Consider the following 14,508-nt stretch of genomic DNA (forward strand, 5'->3'; position numbering starts at 1 on the left):
CGGACTCAACTAACGCTCCTGCTGATAAGTGGGGCCAACATGGTGACTGCCGGTGGTCGAGCCGTTGCCGGCCTGACGTCCCTGCTGGATGCCCCGTCGGAGATTGGTCAGCCGGCCGCGTACGTCGTCGGGCGCACGCGAGACCTGCGGACCGGTCGGAAGGGACTGCGTCTCGGCGGTTCCCTCGACGAGGTTGGCGCGCGGCACCCGCCGCGGCAGCCCCGAGGAGGTCTTGCCGCCCGCCGCCGGCTCCCGGACCTGCTCGGCCCGGCGCCAGCGCTCGTCGTTGGGGGAGTCGCGCCAGGGGTCCTGGGCGCCTCCCTGCGGTGCACCCGAGCCCTGCGGCGCACCTGCGGCCTGCGGCGCGGACGTCGCGCCCGGGCCGCCGCGGCGCGGCGCGGGACGGGCGGAGTCGGCCGGCTGCTCCGGCACCCCCGGCTGTCCCTCGCCCGCGGCACCGCGGAACCAGTGCGACTCCAGCTCCTCGAACAGCGGCGTGCCGCCCTCGCCCTGCGCGGGCGCGGCGAACTGGCCGGTGCTGCTCGGGTCGCCGGCGGCCGGCTGGGCGAACTGGCCGGTCGTGTCCGACTGCCCGCCACCGGGCAGGGCGAACTGGCCGGTGCCGTTCGCGTCGCCGGCGGTGGGCCGGGCGAACTGGCCGGTGCTGCCGCCCAGGGCGTCACCGGTCACCGGGCGGTCGTACTCGCCGCTGGTGCTGTTCGGCGCGTCGGTGCTGCCGAGGGCGCGGAACTGGCCGGTGCTGCTGCCCGGTGCCTCGTTCGTGCCCGGCACTGGCGGGAACTGGGCGGTGTCGCCCGGTCCGGCGGCCGGCGCGGGCTTGGCGAAGCGGCCCGTCGTGCTGTTCGGCGGCTCGGTCGCGTCCGTCACCGGCGGGAACTGGGCGGTGTCGCCCGGCCCCGCGGCCGGCGCCGGCATCGCGAAGCGGCCGGTGTTCTCCACGCCCTCGTCGTGACCGCGCGGGGCGTCCTGCCCGCCGCGCGACGAACCGTCGGAGGACAGCGGCCAGTCGTCGACCCGGGCCTTGGGGCCCTTGGGACCCTTGCGGCCCGGACCACCGGCCGGCGGCGTCGCGTTGCCCCAGCTCGGAGCGGCGGGCGCGGAGCCCGCGCCACCGCGGGCGGGAAGCTGCGGACGGCCGTTGCCACCGGCGGCGGGCGCCGCGGCGGGACCGCCGTTGCCACGGGCCGGCAGGCCCGGGCGGCCGTCGCCGGCGGGCGGCGTGGTGTCGAAGAGGCTGCCCGCGGCCGCGCCACCGGACGGGCCGGGGCCCTGGCCGGCCGGACCGCCGGAGCGCGGTGCCAGCGCCGGGCGCGGCCCGTTGCCCTGCACCTGACGGCGCTGCTGCTGGCCGCCGCCCGCGGCGGGAGCACCGCCGGGGCCGCCGGCACCACCGGGGGCGCCCTGACCGGGAGCCGGCTTCTTGTGGCCCTGGGCCACGTCGACCGGCAGCATGACGAGCGCGGTGGTGCCGCCCGAGTCGGACGGGCGCAGCTGGATGCGGATGCCGTGTCGCAGGGACAGGCGGCCGACCACGAACAGACCCATGCGTCGCGAGACGGAGACGTCCACGGTCGGCGGGGAGGCGAGCCGCTCGTTGATCGCCGCGAGGTCGTCGGGCGAGAGGCCGATGCCGGTGTCGTGGATCTCCACGAGCACCCGGCCGTCGGGCAGCGCGTGACCGGTGACCTTGACCTTGGTCTGCGGGGAGGAGAACGAGGTCGCGTTCTCCAGCAGCTCGGCGAGGAGGTGCACGAGGTCGTTGACGACGCGGCCGGCGACCTCGGTCGGCGGCACGCCGCTCAGCTCGATGCGCTCGTACTGCTCCACCTCGGACGCGGCGGCACGGAGCACGTCGACGAGCGGGACCGGGCGGGTCCACCGTCGGCCGGGCTCCTCACCCGCGAGGACGAGGAGGTTTTCGCCGTTACGGCGCATGCGGGTCGCGAGGTGGTCCAGGCGGAACAGCGAGGACAGCTGGTCCGGGTCGGCCTCGCGGCTCTCCAGCTCGGAGATGAGCGAGAGCTGACGCTGGATGAGGCCCTGGCTTCGGCGCGAGAGGTTGGTGAACATCGCGTTGACGTTGCCTCGCAGAAGGGCCTGCTCGGCGGCGAGACGGACCGCTTCCTGGTGCACCTCGTCGAAGGCCGCGGCCACCTTTCCGATCTCGTCCCGGCTGTGCACACCGACGGACTCCACGGACGTGTCGACGTCCTGCGGGTCGGTCTCGGACAGCTGCTTGACGAGCTCGGGCAGACGTTCCTTGGCGACCTTCTGGGCGGTGTCCTGCAGTCGCCGCAGCGACCGCACCATGGACCGGGCGACGACGAAGGCGCCGACGAGCGAGATGCCGAGAACGAGGAGGATGAGGACACCGTTGAGGTACGCCTCGTTCTGCGCGTCCTCACGCAGCTCCTGAGCCTTCTGCTCCATCTGTGAGAGGAGCGTCAGCTCGATCTTGGCCATCTCCTCGATCTTGACGCTGTCCATGTCGTACCAGTCGCGGTACGTGGTCTTGTCGCCCTTGAACGCGTCGGTGTTGTTGCCGAAGGCCCGCTCGGCGAAGGTGTTCGCCGAGGTGACGTTGGTGTCGCCACCGTTGAGGGCCTTCAGCAGATCGGCGGAGTCGCCGGCCCGGATGGCGGTGAAGCGGCGCAGGGCCTCTTCCTCGTTGTCCAGGGCGGACTTGCCGTACTGGTGGTCGTTGGGCGAGATGTTCGCGCCCTTGGAGTTGGCGAGCGCGGCACTGATCATCGCGCGCTGGATGGAGGCGTACTCCTTGGCGGAGGAGAACGTCGCCAGCGCACGGGTCGCGGTGATCATCTCGCTGTTGCTGGTGGCCTGGGCCATGTCCTGGGACAGGGACAGCAGCGAGGTGATGAGGGCGTTGTAGTTGCTGACCGTCTGCGCGATGTACTCGCGGTCGCTGACGTACGCCTTCTCCCGGATCGCCTTGATCTTGTCGAGCTGCTTGGTGATGTCGACAAGGGTGGTCTGGACGCCGACCAGCGTGGGGTCGTCGGCCTTGGCCTTCTTGGTGGCGTCCCGGAACTGCTGGATCCGCTGGTCGGTCTTGATCCGCGGAGCGATGACCTGGCCGTCGTCCTTGGGGTTGTTCGCGACGATCGGCCCCGCCGACTTGTCGCGCTCCTCCTGAAGGGCGTCGGCGAGCTGGGTCGCCTTGGTCGTCATCTCCACCAGCAGCTTCATGTGGTCGAGCTGGTCGACGTTCTGAAGCGAGGTCTGGATACGCAGGCCACCCAGGGTCGTCGCGGCGACGACGGGGAGGGCGAGCAGGGAGACCAGACGGGTACTGATGCGCCAGTTGCGCAGGGCTATTCGTGAGCCCGGCCCGCTGGGTTCCTTCGCCTTCGGCTTCGGCTGTCCGGCGGGCTCGCTGCCGTTCGCTGCCTCGGCGGGCATGCCGACGGTCGTGCCGCGGTCGGTCGCACCGCGCGGCTCCGGCTCCGCCGCAGCGCTGCCATCCCTCTTGAAACGTCCCTGCACTAGCGTCGCAACCTCTGGACCAGGCGTCCCGCCGGGTGAGCGGAGGGACGGTGTCGAGTCGTGGGGGGACCGCGGTGCCCCCCTGGCGGTCCCCGGAATTCCAGCACAGTGCCGGATCCCCCAACAAGGCCGGTGGGTGCCGCCCCGTGCGCCGTGACGCTGGGTGAGGAGCGCGGTGACACAGGGTAGAAGATTGGGCACCCTATGTCGGACTTATCCCCATGAGTCATGGGGTCCTGCTCCACGGTCACCCCCTGTCCCAGTCGCCATGATCAGGAGCGGAACGTCTGGTTCAGCCCTGCAATGTCCGTTTCGCGGGGGCGGAATGGCCGCCCGTTATGCCGCTTTTTTCGGTTGCGTCGTGAGCAAACTCACAGTAAAGCCGGGACTTGTCCCGCGTGCGAGGGGGGAAAGGCGCGCCTAGCCTGGTTCTTTACACAGCCGCCGAAACGCCAAGAACGACAACGCGAGGCACCCCCAGTGAAGACCGAGAACCCGGCGAAGCCGTCCCGCAAGACCGCCAACCCGCGCCGCACCACGCTCGCGCACCTCCAGGCCGCCGAGACGACGGGCCTCTTCGCCGTCGCCGAGCGCCCGGAGCACGCCCTGGAGCTCCCGCAGGCCACCGCCAACCCGCGCCGCACCGTCCTCATGACGGCCCCCGTGGTGCAGCTGCCCCAGGACTGAGCCCGGCGGCGCACGGGTCGCGCACGCCCCCCGCGATAGCCTGAGGCGTCCGACTCCGGCCAATCAGACAAGGGGTACGAGCTTCCCGTGCGCATCGCCAGGTTCTCCATCGACGGAAACGTCGCGTTCGGCGTCGTAGAGGGGGACGCCTCCACCGAAGGCGGTCCGGTCCTCGACATCATCAAGGGGCACCCCTTCGCGGAATTCGAGCGCTCGGGGCAGAAGGTCCCGCTGAGCAAGGTGCGGCTGCTGCCGCCCGTGCTGCCCAACAAGGTCGTCGCCATCGGCCGCAACTACGCCGAGCACGCCGCGGAGCTGGGCAACGAGGTGCCCGAGGTGCCCGTCACCTTCTTCAAGCCCTCCACGGCCGTCACCGGCCCCGGCGACCCGATCGCCTACCCCTCCTTCTCCAGCGAGCTCCACCACGAGGCCGAGCTCGCCGTCGTCATCGGCCGCATGTGCCGCGAGGTCCCGCGCGAGCGCGTCAAGGACGTCATCCTCGGCTACACCTGCGCCAACGACGTCACCGCGCGTGACGTCCAGCAGCGCGAGAAGCAGTGGGCCCGGGCCAAGGGCTTCGACACCTCCTGCCCGCTCGGCCCCTGGATCGAGACCGAGCTCGACCCGAGCGACCTCGGGATCATGTGCACCGTGAACGGTGAACAGCGCCAGCTGGGCCGCACGAGCGACATGGTGCGCTCCATCGAGGACCTGATCGTCCACATCACCGAGGCGATGACGCTGCTCCCCGGCGACGTCGTCCTCACCGGCACCCCGGCCGGCGTCGGACCCCTCAACGTCGGCGACGAGGTCGCCGTCACCATCGAAGGCATCGGCACTCTCACCAACAAGGTGATCAAGCGTGGCTAACGCGAACGTCCGCGTACGTTTCTGTCCCTCGCCGACCGGCAACCCCCACGTGGGCCTGGTCCGCACCGCCCTCTTCAACTGGGCGTTCGCCCGCCACCACGGCGGCACCCTCGTCTTCCGCATCGAGGACACCGACGCGGCGCGCGACTCCGAGGAGTCCTACGAGCAGCTGCTCGACGCCATGCGCTGGCTGGGCCTCGACTGGGACGAGGGCCCCGAGGTGGGCGGCCCCCACGCGCCGTACCGCCAGTCGCAGCGCATGGACCTCTACAAGGACGTCGCCGCCAAGCTGCTGGAGGCCGGCCACGCCTACTACTGCTACTGCACCACCGAGGAGCTCGACGAGCGCCGCGAGGCCGCCCGTGCCGCCGGCAAGCCGTCCGGCTACGACGGCAAGTGCCGCGAGGTCGGCGCCGAGCTGAAGGCGCAGTACGAGCGCGAGGACCGCAAGCCGATCGTCCGCTTCCGGATGCCCGACGAGGCGATCACCTTCACCGACCTGGTCCGCGGCGAGCTGACCTTCACCCCGGAGAACGTGCCCGACTTCGGCATCGTCCGGGCCAACGGCGCCCCGCTCTACACGCTCGTCAACCCCGTCGACGACGCGCTGATGGAGATCACCCACGTCCTGCGCGGCGAGGACCTGCTCTCCTCCACCCCCCGCCAGGTCGCCCTCTACCGGGCGCTCGCGCAGATCGGCGTCGGCAACGGCAGCACGCCGTCCTTCGGCCACCTGCCGTACGTGATGGGCGAGGGCAACAAGAAGCTCTCCAAGCGCGACCCGCAGTCCTCCCTGAACCTCTACCGGGAGCGCGGCTTCCTCCGCGAGGGCCTGCTCAACTATCTCTCGCTGCTCGGCTGGTCCCTCTCCGCCGACCAGGACATCTTCACGATGGACGAGATGGTCGCGGCGTTCGACGTCAAGGACGTCAACGCCAACCCGGCCCGCTTCGACCTCAAGAAGTGCGAAGCGATCAACGCCGACCACATCCGCCGGATGGACCCGAAGGCGTTCGCCGACGCCTGCACCCCCTGGCTGCGGGCCCCGCACGCCAACTGGGCGCCGGAGAAGTTCGACCAGGCGGCCTGGGACGCCATCGCACCGCACGCCCAGACCCGCGTGACCGTCCTCTCCGACATCACCGCCAACGTCGACTTCCTCTTCCTGGACGAGCCGGCCCGGGACGAGGCGTCCTGGACCAAGGCCATGAAGGAGGGCTCGGACGCCCTGCTGCGCACGGCCCGCGCCAAGCTGGCCGAGGCCGAGTGGAACGCGGACGCCATCAAGGCCGCCGTCGTCGCCGCGGGCGAGGAGCACGGCCTCAAGCTCGGCAAGGCCCAGGCGCCGGTCCGGGTGGCCGTCACGGGCCGCACCGTCGGCCTCCCGCTCTTCGAGTCCCTCGAAGTGCTCGGCCGTGAGCGCACCCTGACGCGCATCGACGCCGCCCTGGCGAAGCTCGCGGGCTGACGTCCCGCACGTCCCGCAGTACGGGGCCCGGCAGCCTGCACAGGCCGCCGGGCCCCGTGCGTACGGCCGCCCGGGCACCAGGCGGGTTATCGATTTTGGACCCCCGTCCACCTTCGGGTAATGTTCTTCCTGCGCCGCCCGGGAGGGCCGAGAGGCCGGAGCGGAGGGCGCAAGCCGGACAAGACCCCTTACGGGGGGTGGAGTTACGGTGGGGTATGGTGTAATTGGCAGCACGAGGGTTTCTGGTTCCCTTAGTCTAGGTTCGAGTCCTGGTACCCCAGCCAGAGAAAATCCACTGGAAATTCTCTGGCAAAACTACTGATAAAGTAGTCACCGCGCGAAAGCGCAAAAGCGAAGTGCAAGCCCCCGTTGTGTAGCGGCCTAGCACGCCGCCCTCTCAAGGCGGTAGCGCCGGTTCGAATCCGGTCGGGGGTACTGATTCCTGAGAGGGTGACCTCAAAGGGAATCGCTAGGGCCCCCGTTGTGTAGCGGCCTAGCACGCCGCCCTCTCAAGGCGGTAGCGCCGGTTCGAATCCGGTCGGGGGTACTGGGTAAAACCACCATGGGGTATGGTGTAATTGGCAGCACGAGGGTTTCTGGTTCCCTTAGTCTAGGTTCGAGTCCTGGTACCCCAGCGCAGATTGCTTTCCGAGTCTGCAAGGAAAACAAAAGCAAGCCCCCGTTGTGTAGCGGCCTAGCACGCCGCCCTCTCAAGGCGGTAGCGCCGGTTCGAATCCGGTCGGGGGTACGTGAAGAGAAATGCCCCTCGCTTCGGCGGGGGGCATTTTTTCATGCGTCCTTCCCCCGCCCCGGAGGCGGCGGGATAATCCCCGCATGGTCCATCCGCACGGCGTGCGCCGCCGGGTCCACGTCGGTGATCTCCAACCCGGCGACCACGCGTGCCTGCTGTTCGAGTCGGACGAGGAGCGGGCGTCGATCCTGCGGGACTTCGTCCTCGGGGGACTGGACGCCGAGGACAAGATCCTCTACCTGAGCGGTGCGGAGAGCCCGGACGGCCCCGGCGTCCTGTGGGACGAATGCCGGATCACCACCGTGCCCGGTGGGCTGGCCGACCGCGTGGAGATCGTACGGCTGGCCGAATTCCTCTCCGTCACGGGCCAGTTGGAGCCCGCCGCGCTCATGCGGCGGCTGCGGACCGCCGCCGCGCGCTCCCGCGAGGAGGGTTACCGGGCCCTACGGGTCGCCGGCGACCCGTGCGCCGCCCTGTGCGACGACGAGCACAGCGCCATCGGCGGCCCCGGCGTCGCCCGGCTGCTGCGGTACGAGGCGTTACTCGCGAAGGAGTTCAGCTCCGGCGGCGCGCTGGCCGTCTGCCAGTACGACATCCGCCGCTGCGAACCGGCCGCGCTGGACGCCTTCGCGTCCGCACACGCCCGGAGCGTCGAAGCGGATCCCCTCGTCCGGACGGCCGAACTCGTCGTCGTGCGCACCTACCGCCCCCAGGGGCTGCGCATAGAGGGCGTCGTCGACGCCGGCTCCCACCGGCGGCTGCGCGACGCCCTGCGGTCGGTGGCCGGCGTCCGCGGCGATGTCCGCCTGGAGATGTCCGGGGTGGAATTCCTGGACCTCGGGGGCCTGCGGCTGCTGATGACCTTCGCCCGGGCCCGCGCCGCCCGGCACGCCACCGTCGAGCTGAGCGGGCTGCCGCCGCACCTGTTGCACGTCATCACCCTCGTCGGCTGGGACCGCACCCCGGGCCTCCGGCTGGGGGCCGTGCATGCCTGCTGAGGGGTCCGGCTTCGTCCATCACGCCTGCCTGTACGGGAGTGACGCGGAGTTCCTGGCGATGGCCGTGCCGTTCGTGACCGCCGGCCTCGCGGCGGGGGAGCCCGTCCTGGCCGCGACGACGCCCGCCAACATCGAGCTGCTCCGCCAGGCCCTGGGGGAGCGGGCGCACGCCCTGGACACGGCCGAGACGGCCTACTTCGGCCGCCGGCCCGTGGAGCGGGTCACGGCCTTCCTGCGTTACCACGACCACCGCACCCGGCCCGGACGCCGGACCCGGATGATCGCCGAGCCGGTGTGGGGCGGGAAGTCCGCCCGTCAGGTCGCCGAGTGGAAGCGGATGGAATCCGGGCTCAACGTGCTGCTGGCGGGCCTGCCGGTGTGGATGATCTGCCCGTGCGACACCCGGAGCGTGCCGCGGGACGTGGCCCAGGCCGCCTGCGCCACCCACCCGGCTCGGATGGACGGCGAGCGGCTGATCCCCTGCGGGACCTACGCCGACCCGGGCGACTACGCGGCCGGCGTCCAGCTGCCGCGCATCGCGGTCCCCGCCGGGGCGGCCCGTACGGGCCCCACGGAGCTGCTGGCCGACGTGCGGCTCTTCGCCCGCGCCCGGGCCGTCGCGGGCGGCCTGACCGGCGAGCGGCTGTCCCTGGCCGTCCTGGCCGTCTGCGAGGCAGCCGGCTACCTGCTGGGCCCGCGGGGCGCGCGGGTGGCACTGCGGGGCTGGGAGGAGCCGGGAGCGCTGGCGTACGAGCTGCTGCGCACGCACGAGGGGACCGGCGGCGCCGCGGAGCCCGTGCCGGTCTTCGCCGGCTTCCGGCCGCCCGGGGATGCGGCGGGGCCGGAGGACGGGCTCTGGCTGGCCCGGTCGCTGAGCGAGTCCCTGGACGTCCAGGCCCGGGGGGCGCTGACCCGTCTGACGCTGCGCGTGGCAGGCCCCGGGAACGCGGAGAGACTTCCCCCGCCCCGCCCCTTCCCGTAACCGGGGGCCCCGCCCCCGGACCCCCGGTCCTCACACGCCGGACGGGCTGAATCGTTGCCCGGAACCGGGCGGATTCGTGCCCGGAACCGGCGGAAAATCCAGCGGGCCCGGGGCAAGGTCCCGCCCGGCAAGACCTCAGCCGTTGCGGCGCAGGGCTTCCGTCAGGCGGACCGCCGCGTCCAGGACCGCCTGGGCGTGCATGCGGCCCGGGTGCCGGGTCAGGCGCTCGATCGGTCCGGAGACCGAGACGGCGGCCACGACGCGGTTGGAGGGCCCGCGGACCGGAGCCGAGACGGACGCCACACCCGGCTCCCGCTCGCCGATCGACTGGGCCCAGCCCCGCCGCCGCACGCCCGAGAGCGCGGTCGCGGTGAAACGGGCCCCCTGCAGGCCGCGGTGCAGCCGCTCGGGCTCCTCCCAGGCCATGAGGACCTGGGCGGCGGAGCCGGCCTTCATCGGCAGCGTCGAACCCACCGGCACGGTGTCCCGCAGTCCGGACAGCCGCTCGGCCGCCGCCACACAGATGCGCATGTCGCCCTGGCGCCGGTAGAGCTGGGCGCTCTCGCCGGTGACGTCGCGCAGGTGCGTGAGGACCGGGCCGGCCGTGGCCAGGAGCCGGTCCTCGCCCGCCGCGGCCGCCAGCTCGCTCAGCCGGGGGCCGAGGATGAAACGGCCCTGCATGTCACGCGCCACCATCCGGTGGTGCTCCAGGGCCACGGCCAGCCGGTGCGCCGTCGGACGCGCCAGCCCCGTGGCCGTGACCAGCCCGGCGAGGGTCGCCGGACCGGACTCCAGAGCGCTCAGTACCAGAGCCGCCTTGTCGAGTACGCCCACTCCGCTAGAGGCGCCGCCTGAGTTGTCCATGCAACGATACTTGCGTCTCACACTGTGAAACGCAAGTTCAATATTTCCCGAGAGGCGCCAATCTGGAACAGACAGCCCCCAGCTCACAGGAGAGACAGCGATGGGACGGACACTCGCGGAGAAGGTCTGGGACGACCACGTCGTCACGCGCGCCGAAGGCGAGCCCGACCTCCTCTACATCGACCTGCACCTGCTCCACGAGGTCACCAGCCCGCAGGCTTTCGACGGCCTGCGAAAAGCGGGCCGTCCGGTCCGCAGGCTGGACCTGACCATCGCCACCGAGGACCACAACACCCCCACCCTCGACATCGACAAGCCCATCGCGGACCCCGTCTCCCGCACCCAGCTGGAGACGCTGCGCCGCAATTGCGCCGAGTTCGGCGTGCGGCTGCACCCGCTGGGCGACGTCGAGCAGGGCGTCGTGCACGTGGTGGGACCGCAGCTCGGCCTCACCCAGCCCGGCACCACCGTGGTCTGCGGCGACAGCCACACCTCCACGCACGGTGCCTTCGGCGCGCTGGCCTTCGGCATCGGCACGAGCCAGGTCGAGCACGTCCTGGCCACCCAGACCCTGCCGCTCTCGCCGTTCAGGACGATGGCGATCACCGTCGAGGGCGAGCTGCCCGAGGGTGTCACGGCCAAGGACCTGATCCTGGCGATCATCGCCCGGATCGGCACCGGCGGCGGTCAGGGCTACGTCATCGAGTACCGCGGCTCCGCCATCGAGAAGCTCTCGATGGAGGCCCGGATGACCGTGTGCAACATGTCCATCGAAGCGGGCGCCCGGGCCGGCATGATCGCCCCCGACGACACCACCTTCGCCTATCTCCAGGACCGCCCCCACGCCCCCCGAGGCGAGGACTGGGACGCCGCCGTCGCCTACTGGCGCACCCTGCGCACCGACGACGACGCCGTCTTCGACCACGAGGTCGTCATCGACGCCTCCGAGCTCTCCCCCTTCGTCACCTGGGGCACCAACCCCGGCCAGGGCGCACCCCTGTCGTCGGCGGTCCCCGACCCCGCCTCGTACACCGACGCCTCGGAGCGCCTCGCCGCCGAAAAGGCCCTGGAATACATGGGGTTGACGGCGGGTCAGCCGCTGCGCGACATCGCCGTGGACACCGTCTTCGTCGGCTCGTGCACCAACGGCCGGATCGAGGACCTGCGCGCCGCGGCCTCGGTCATCGAGGGTCGCGCGGTCGCCGGCGGCGTACGGATGCTCGTCGTCCCCGGCTCCGTCCGGGTGGCGCTGCAGGCCGTCGAGGAGGGGCTGGACAAGGTGTTCACCGCGGCCGGCGCCGAATGGCGGCACGCGGGCTGCTCGATGTGCCTGGGCATGAACCCCGACCAACTCGCTCCCGGGGAGCGGTCCGCGTCCACCTCCAACCGCAACTTCGAGGGCAGGCAGGGCAAGGGCGGCCGCACCCACCTGGTCTCCCCCCAGGTCGCGGCGGCCACCGCCGTCCTGGGCCACCTGGCCTCCCCGGCCGACCTGCCCGGCCTCGCCGGCGCCACCGACGTACGCACCACCGTGGAGGTCTGAGACCGATGGAAGCATTCACCACGCACACCGGCCGGGCCGTCCCGCTGCGCCGCAGCAACGTCGACACCGACCAGATCATCCCCGCGCACTGGCTGAAGAAGGTCACCCGCGACGGCTTCGAGGACGGGCTCTTCGAGGCGTGGCGCAAGGACCCGGAGTTCGTCCTCAACCGGCCCGAGCGCGCGGGCGCGACCGTGCTGGTCGCGGGCCCCGACTTCGGCACCGGATCCTCCCGCGAGCACGCGGTGTGGGCGCTGCAGAACTACGGCTTCAAAACCGTCGTGTCGTCCCGCTTCGCCGACATCTTCCGCGGCAACTCGCTCAAGAACGGATTGCTGACGGTGGTCCTGCCGCAGGAGACCGTCGACGCCCTCTGGCAGCTGACCGAGAACGACCCCACCGCCGAGGTGACGGTCGATCTCGTGGCGCGCCAGGTGCGGGCCGAGGGCATCACGGCCGATTTTGAGCTTGACGAGAACGCCCGGTGGCGGCTGCTGGAGGGTCTGGACGACATCGGTCTGACCCTCCGGCACGAAGCCGACATCGCCGCCTTCGAGGCCGGAAGGCCCTCGTACAAGCCGTCCACGGCCCGGATCTGAGCCCGATTACGGCTCGTTTGGCCCAGTGTCGGGCGGCTTCGGAAGGCTTCCCAAGGCCCCGGATTTTCGCTGCTCACCCAGGGTTTGGCATGATGCGCCCCCTGTCTTCGGACAGGGGGCGCGTTGCTTTGTTGAGGGCCCGTGAAGCGACAACTCGCCTCAGATGGCACAATCGGTGCATGGAACGCGACAGCCAACTCGAGCTTTACCGGCTCGTCGCCGACCAACTGAAGGAAGCGCACACAAGAGTGCGCGCACTGCAAGTCCCGGAGGGCGTACGGATGGCGCTGTCCCGGCAGCTGCTGGCCATCACGGCCTCGGCGAAGCACGATCTCTCAGGCGCGGCAAGGCGCCTGGACCGGCTGATGAACGACCTCGACGAGGGCCGTTTCCCCCAAGAGCCCGACACCGACGGAACTCCGTGATGGGTCGAGTTCGTTGCGGCACAAGGGTGATTAGACCGTTTCGTGTTTGATTTGCGGTATATATCTGCCTAACGTGCGAAAAAGCTGGAGCACATTCCAGCCAATGTCTCCGAAGGGGAAGACGTGAACAAGGCGCAGCTCGTTGAAGCGATTGCCGACAAGCTCGGTGGCCGCCAGCAGGCCGCAGACGCGGTCGACGCGGTACTCGACGCGATCGTCCGCGCGGTCGTCGCCGGTGACCGGGTCTCGGTCACCGGCTTCGGCTCGTTCGAGAAGGTCGACCGCCCCGCCCGCTACGCCCGCAACCCGCAGACGGGTGAGCGTGTGCGGGTCAAGAAGACCTCGGTGCCGCGCTTCCGCGCGGGCCAGGGCTTCAAGGACCTGGTGGCCGGTACGAAGAAGCTGCCCAAGGGCGGCGAGGTCTCCGTCAAGAAGGCGCCCAAGGGCAGCCTTTCGGGCGGCAAGGCCACCACCAAGGCCGCGGCCAAGAAGGCCACCGCCAAGAAGACCGCCGTGAAGAAGACGACGGCCGCCAAGAAGACGGCCGCGGTGAAGACCACGGCCGCCAAGAAGACCACGGCCGCGAAGAAGGCGACCACGGCGAAGAAGGCGGCGCCCGCGAAGAAGGCGGCCACCACCACGAAGGCCGCCGCCGCGAAGAAGGCGACGCCCGCGAAGAAGGCCGCCGCCGTGAAGAAGACGGCCGCCGCGAAGAAGACCGCGCCCGCGAAGAAGGCCGCCGCCGTCAAGGCCCCGGCCCGCAAGACCACCGCGCGCAAGACCACCGCCAAGAAGACCGCGGCCAAGAAGAAGTAAGGCCACGAAGGTACGGCGTAACGCGCCGGGCCGGGCTCCCTCCGGGGAGCCCGGCCCGCGGTGCGTGAGGGGGGACGCCGTCCGGGGCGTCCGACCCGTCCGTCAGAAGGTCTGCAGCGTCACCAGCGCCACCCGGCGCTCTTGCACCGGGCCCGTCGCCCCCTCGGCGAACTCGATGCGCACCCGCTGGCCGGGCCGCAGCAGCCGCAGCCCCCCGGCGTCGAACGCCGCCCCGTCGAAGGGCACGGGCGTGCCGTCGTCCAGGAGCACGCTCCCGGAGCGGGTCTGAGGGTCGAAGGTGTACGCGGTGGCCTGCATGTCCAGCAGCCTAGTGCGCCGGTGGCCCGGGCATGAGCACGCCGGCCGCCACGGCCGCCGTGCGCGGGCCCACGCCCAGCGCCAGGGCCGCCCGCAAATCCAGCTCGGTGTCCACGTCCTGCCGCACGGAATCCACGCCCTCCAGGGCGATCTCCCATGCTCCCGAGGCGCGGTGCCGGGCGCGCGAACGCCCCTCGAACGCCGGAGCCAATTCCTTTCCGGGGGCGGCGGCCAGCATCGTCGTACCGATTCCGGCGGCATCCGGAAGAAATGCGCGCGGGAATTCGGCGGCGAAATCGAGCACCCGCCCGAGTTCCGCCGGGCGCAGCGCCGGCAGATCCGCATTGAGGGTCGCCACTGCCGCGTGCGGCCGGCCGGCCCGTACGCTGTGCGCACCGTGCGCCAGGGCCGCGTTCAGCCCGCCGCCCGGTGGCTCGGCCAGCACCCGGGCCCCCAGTGCGGCCAGCTCCGCCCCCGCCCGCCCGTCCCGGGTGACGACCGCCACATCCCGCACGGAGCCGCAGGCCAGCGCCGCGCCCACGGTGTCCAGGGCGAAGGCCAGCGCCAGCGCGGGCCCCGGCAGCCGCCCGGCTCCCGCCGCGAGGCGGCTCTTGGCCGCGGCCAGCGGCTTCAGCGGCACCACCAGCGTCCAGCGCACACGC

General features: G+C 71.5%; 13 protein-coding genes and 5 tRNA genes. 14 read left to right on the plus strand and 4 right to left on the minus strand.

Annotation, left to right across the window (positions count from 1 at the left end; translation table 11 throughout):
• Positions 1–9: 9 nt before the first annotated feature.
• Entirely contained in the window at positions 10–3,525 is a 3,516-nt protein-coding gene (locus IE182_RS13135; protein WP_190109952.1) for a sensor histidine kinase, read from the minus strand.
• A 480-nt stretch (positions 3,526–4,005) separates the two neighbouring features.
• Here IE182_RS13135 and IE182_RS13140 point away from each other — a divergent pair, with 480 nt between their 5' ends.
• The 10 genes from IE182_RS13140 to IE182_RS13185 all read left to right on the plus strand — a co-directional run bounded on the left by IE182_RS13140 (position 4,006) and on the right by IE182_RS13185 (position 9,281).
• A complete protein-coding gene (locus tag IE182_RS13140; RefSeq protein WP_190109953.1) occupies positions 4,006–4,212 on the plus strand; it encodes a hypothetical protein in 207 nt (68 codons plus the stop codon).
• An 87-nt stretch (positions 4,213–4,299) separates the two neighbouring features.
• Entirely contained in the window at positions 4,300–5,082 is a 783-nt protein-coding gene (locus IE182_RS13145) for a fumarylacetoacetate hydrolase family protein (RefSeq protein ID WP_190109954.1), read from the plus strand.
• Positions 5,075–6,550 carry a glutamate--tRNA ligase gene (gene gltX / locus IE182_RS13150; RefSeq protein WP_190109955.1) on the plus strand — a complete coding sequence of 492 codons (1,476 nt, stop codon included), beginning with the start codon at positions 5,075–5,077 and terminating at the stop codon, positions 6,548–6,550. Before IE182_RS13145 ends, gltX begins: the two co-directional genes overlap by 8 nt.
• Before the next feature lie 209 nt (positions 6,551–6,759).
• A tRNA-Gln gene (locus tag IE182_RS13155) sits at positions 6,760–6,834 on the plus strand.
• Between the two features lie 78 nt (positions 6,835–6,912).
• A tRNA-Glu gene (locus tag IE182_RS13160) sits at positions 6,913–6,985 on the plus strand.
• A 39-nt stretch (positions 6,986–7,024) separates the two neighbouring features.
• Positions 7,025–7,097, plus strand: a tRNA-Glu gene (locus IE182_RS13165).
• A gap of 16 nt (positions 7,098–7,113) precedes the next feature.
• A tRNA-Gln gene (locus tag IE182_RS13170) sits at positions 7,114–7,185 on the plus strand.
• A 40-nt stretch (positions 7,186–7,225) separates the two neighbouring features.
• Positions 7,226–7,298 (plus strand) — tRNA-Glu (locus IE182_RS13175).
• 86 nt (positions 7,299–7,384) lie between these two features.
• Positions 7,385–8,299: an MEDS domain-containing protein gene (locus IE182_RS13180; RefSeq protein ID WP_190109956.1), complete on the plus strand. Its 915-nt coding sequence runs from the start codon at positions 7,385–7,387 to the stop codon at positions 8,297–8,299.
• A complete protein-coding gene (locus IE182_RS13185) occupies positions 8,289–9,281 on the plus strand; it encodes an anti-sigma factor RsbA family regulatory protein (RefSeq protein WP_190109957.1) in 993 nt (330 codons plus the stop codon). Before IE182_RS13180 ends, IE182_RS13185 begins: the two co-directional genes overlap by 11 nt.
• A 135-nt stretch (positions 9,282–9,416) precedes the next feature.
• On the opposite strand, the gene ndgR is transcribed toward IE182_RS13185, so the two are convergent.
• Entirely contained in the window at positions 9,417–10,145 is a 729-nt protein-coding gene (gene ndgR, locus IE182_RS13190; RefSeq protein ID WP_040889156.1) for an IclR family transcriptional regulator NdgR, read from the minus strand.
• Between the two features lie 100 nt (positions 10,146–10,245).
• On the opposite strand from ndgR, the gene leuC reads away from it, so the two are divergent.
• The 4 genes from leuC to IE182_RS13210 all read left to right on the plus strand — a co-directional run bounded on the left by leuC (position 10,246) and on the right by IE182_RS13210 (position 13,528).
• Positions 10,246–11,688 carry a 3-isopropylmalate dehydratase large subunit gene (gene leuC / locus IE182_RS13195; RefSeq protein ID WP_190109958.1) on the plus strand — a complete coding sequence of 481 codons (1,443 nt, stop codon included), beginning with the start codon at positions 10,246–10,248 and terminating at the stop codon, positions 11,686–11,688.
• A gap of 5 nt (positions 11,689–11,693) precedes the next feature.
• Positions 11,694–12,287, plus strand: coding sequence for a 3-isopropylmalate dehydratase small subunit (gene leuD, locus IE182_RS13200; protein WP_190109959.1), 594 nt, complete (start codon positions 11,694–11,696; stop codon positions 12,285–12,287).
• 179 nt (positions 12,288–12,466) lie between these two features.
• Positions 12,467–12,712, plus strand: a complete 246-nt coding sequence (locus IE182_RS13205) for an SCO5555 family protein (RefSeq protein ID WP_190109960.1) — start codon at positions 12,467–12,469, stop codon at positions 12,710–12,712.
• Between the two features lie 123 nt (positions 12,713–12,835).
• Positions 12,836–13,528 carry an HU family DNA-binding protein gene (locus IE182_RS13210; protein ID WP_190109961.1) on the plus strand — a complete coding sequence of 231 codons (693 nt, stop codon included), beginning with the start codon at positions 12,836–12,838 and terminating at the stop codon, positions 13,526–13,528.
• Between the two features lie 102 nt (positions 13,529–13,630).
• On the opposite strand, the gene IE182_RS13215 is transcribed toward IE182_RS13210, so the two are convergent.
• Both IE182_RS13215 and cofC read right to left on the minus strand, forming a co-directional pair.
• Positions 13,631–13,846, minus strand: a complete 216-nt coding sequence (locus IE182_RS13215; RefSeq protein ID WP_190109962.1) for a hypothetical protein — start codon at positions 13,844–13,846, stop codon at positions 13,631–13,633.
• A gap of 10 nt (positions 13,847–13,856) precedes the next feature.
• Positions 13,857–14,504, minus strand: coding sequence for a 2-phospho-L-lactate guanylyltransferase (cofC, locus tag IE182_RS13220; RefSeq protein ID WP_190109963.1), 648 nt, complete (start codon positions 14,502–14,504; stop codon positions 13,857–13,859).
• Between the last annotated feature and the right edge of the window lie 4 nt (positions 14,505–14,508).

It is taken from the genome of Streptomyces cinnamoneus (assembly GCF_014650495.1).
Taxonomy (GTDB): Bacteria; Actinomycetota; Actinomycetes; order Streptomycetales; family Streptomycetaceae; genus Streptomyces; species Streptomyces cinnamoneus.

What these genes read in the sequence shown, in the direction of transcription:
- IE182_RS13180 (WP_190109956.1), top strand. Translation starts at nt 7,385, where the DNA reads ATGGTCCATCCGCACGGCGTGCGCCGCCGGGTCCACGTCGGTGATCTC.
- IE182_RS13185 (WP_190109957.1), top strand. Translation starts at nt 8,289, where the DNA reads ATGCCTGCTGAGGGGTCCGGCTTCGTCCATCACGCCTGCCTGTACGGG.
- ndgR (WP_040889156.1), bottom strand. Translation starts at nt 10,145, where the DNA reads ATGGACAACTCAGGCGGCGCCTCTAGCGGAGTGGGCGTACTCGACAAG.
- leuC (WP_190109958.1), top strand. Translation starts at nt 10,246, where the DNA reads ATGGGACGGACACTCGCGGAGAAGGTCTGGGACGACCACGTCGTCACG.
- leuD (WP_190109959.1), top strand. Translation starts at nt 11,694, where the DNA reads ATGGAAGCATTCACCACGCACACCGGCCGGGCCGTCCCGCTGCGCCGC.
- IE182_RS13205 (WP_190109960.1), top strand. Translation starts at nt 12,467, where the DNA reads ATGGAACGCGACAGCCAACTCGAGCTTTACCGGCTCGTCGCCGACCAA.
- IE182_RS13215 (WP_190109962.1), bottom strand. Translation starts at nt 13,846, where the DNA reads ATGCAGGCCACCGCGTACACCTTCGACCCTCAGACCCGCTCCGGGAGC.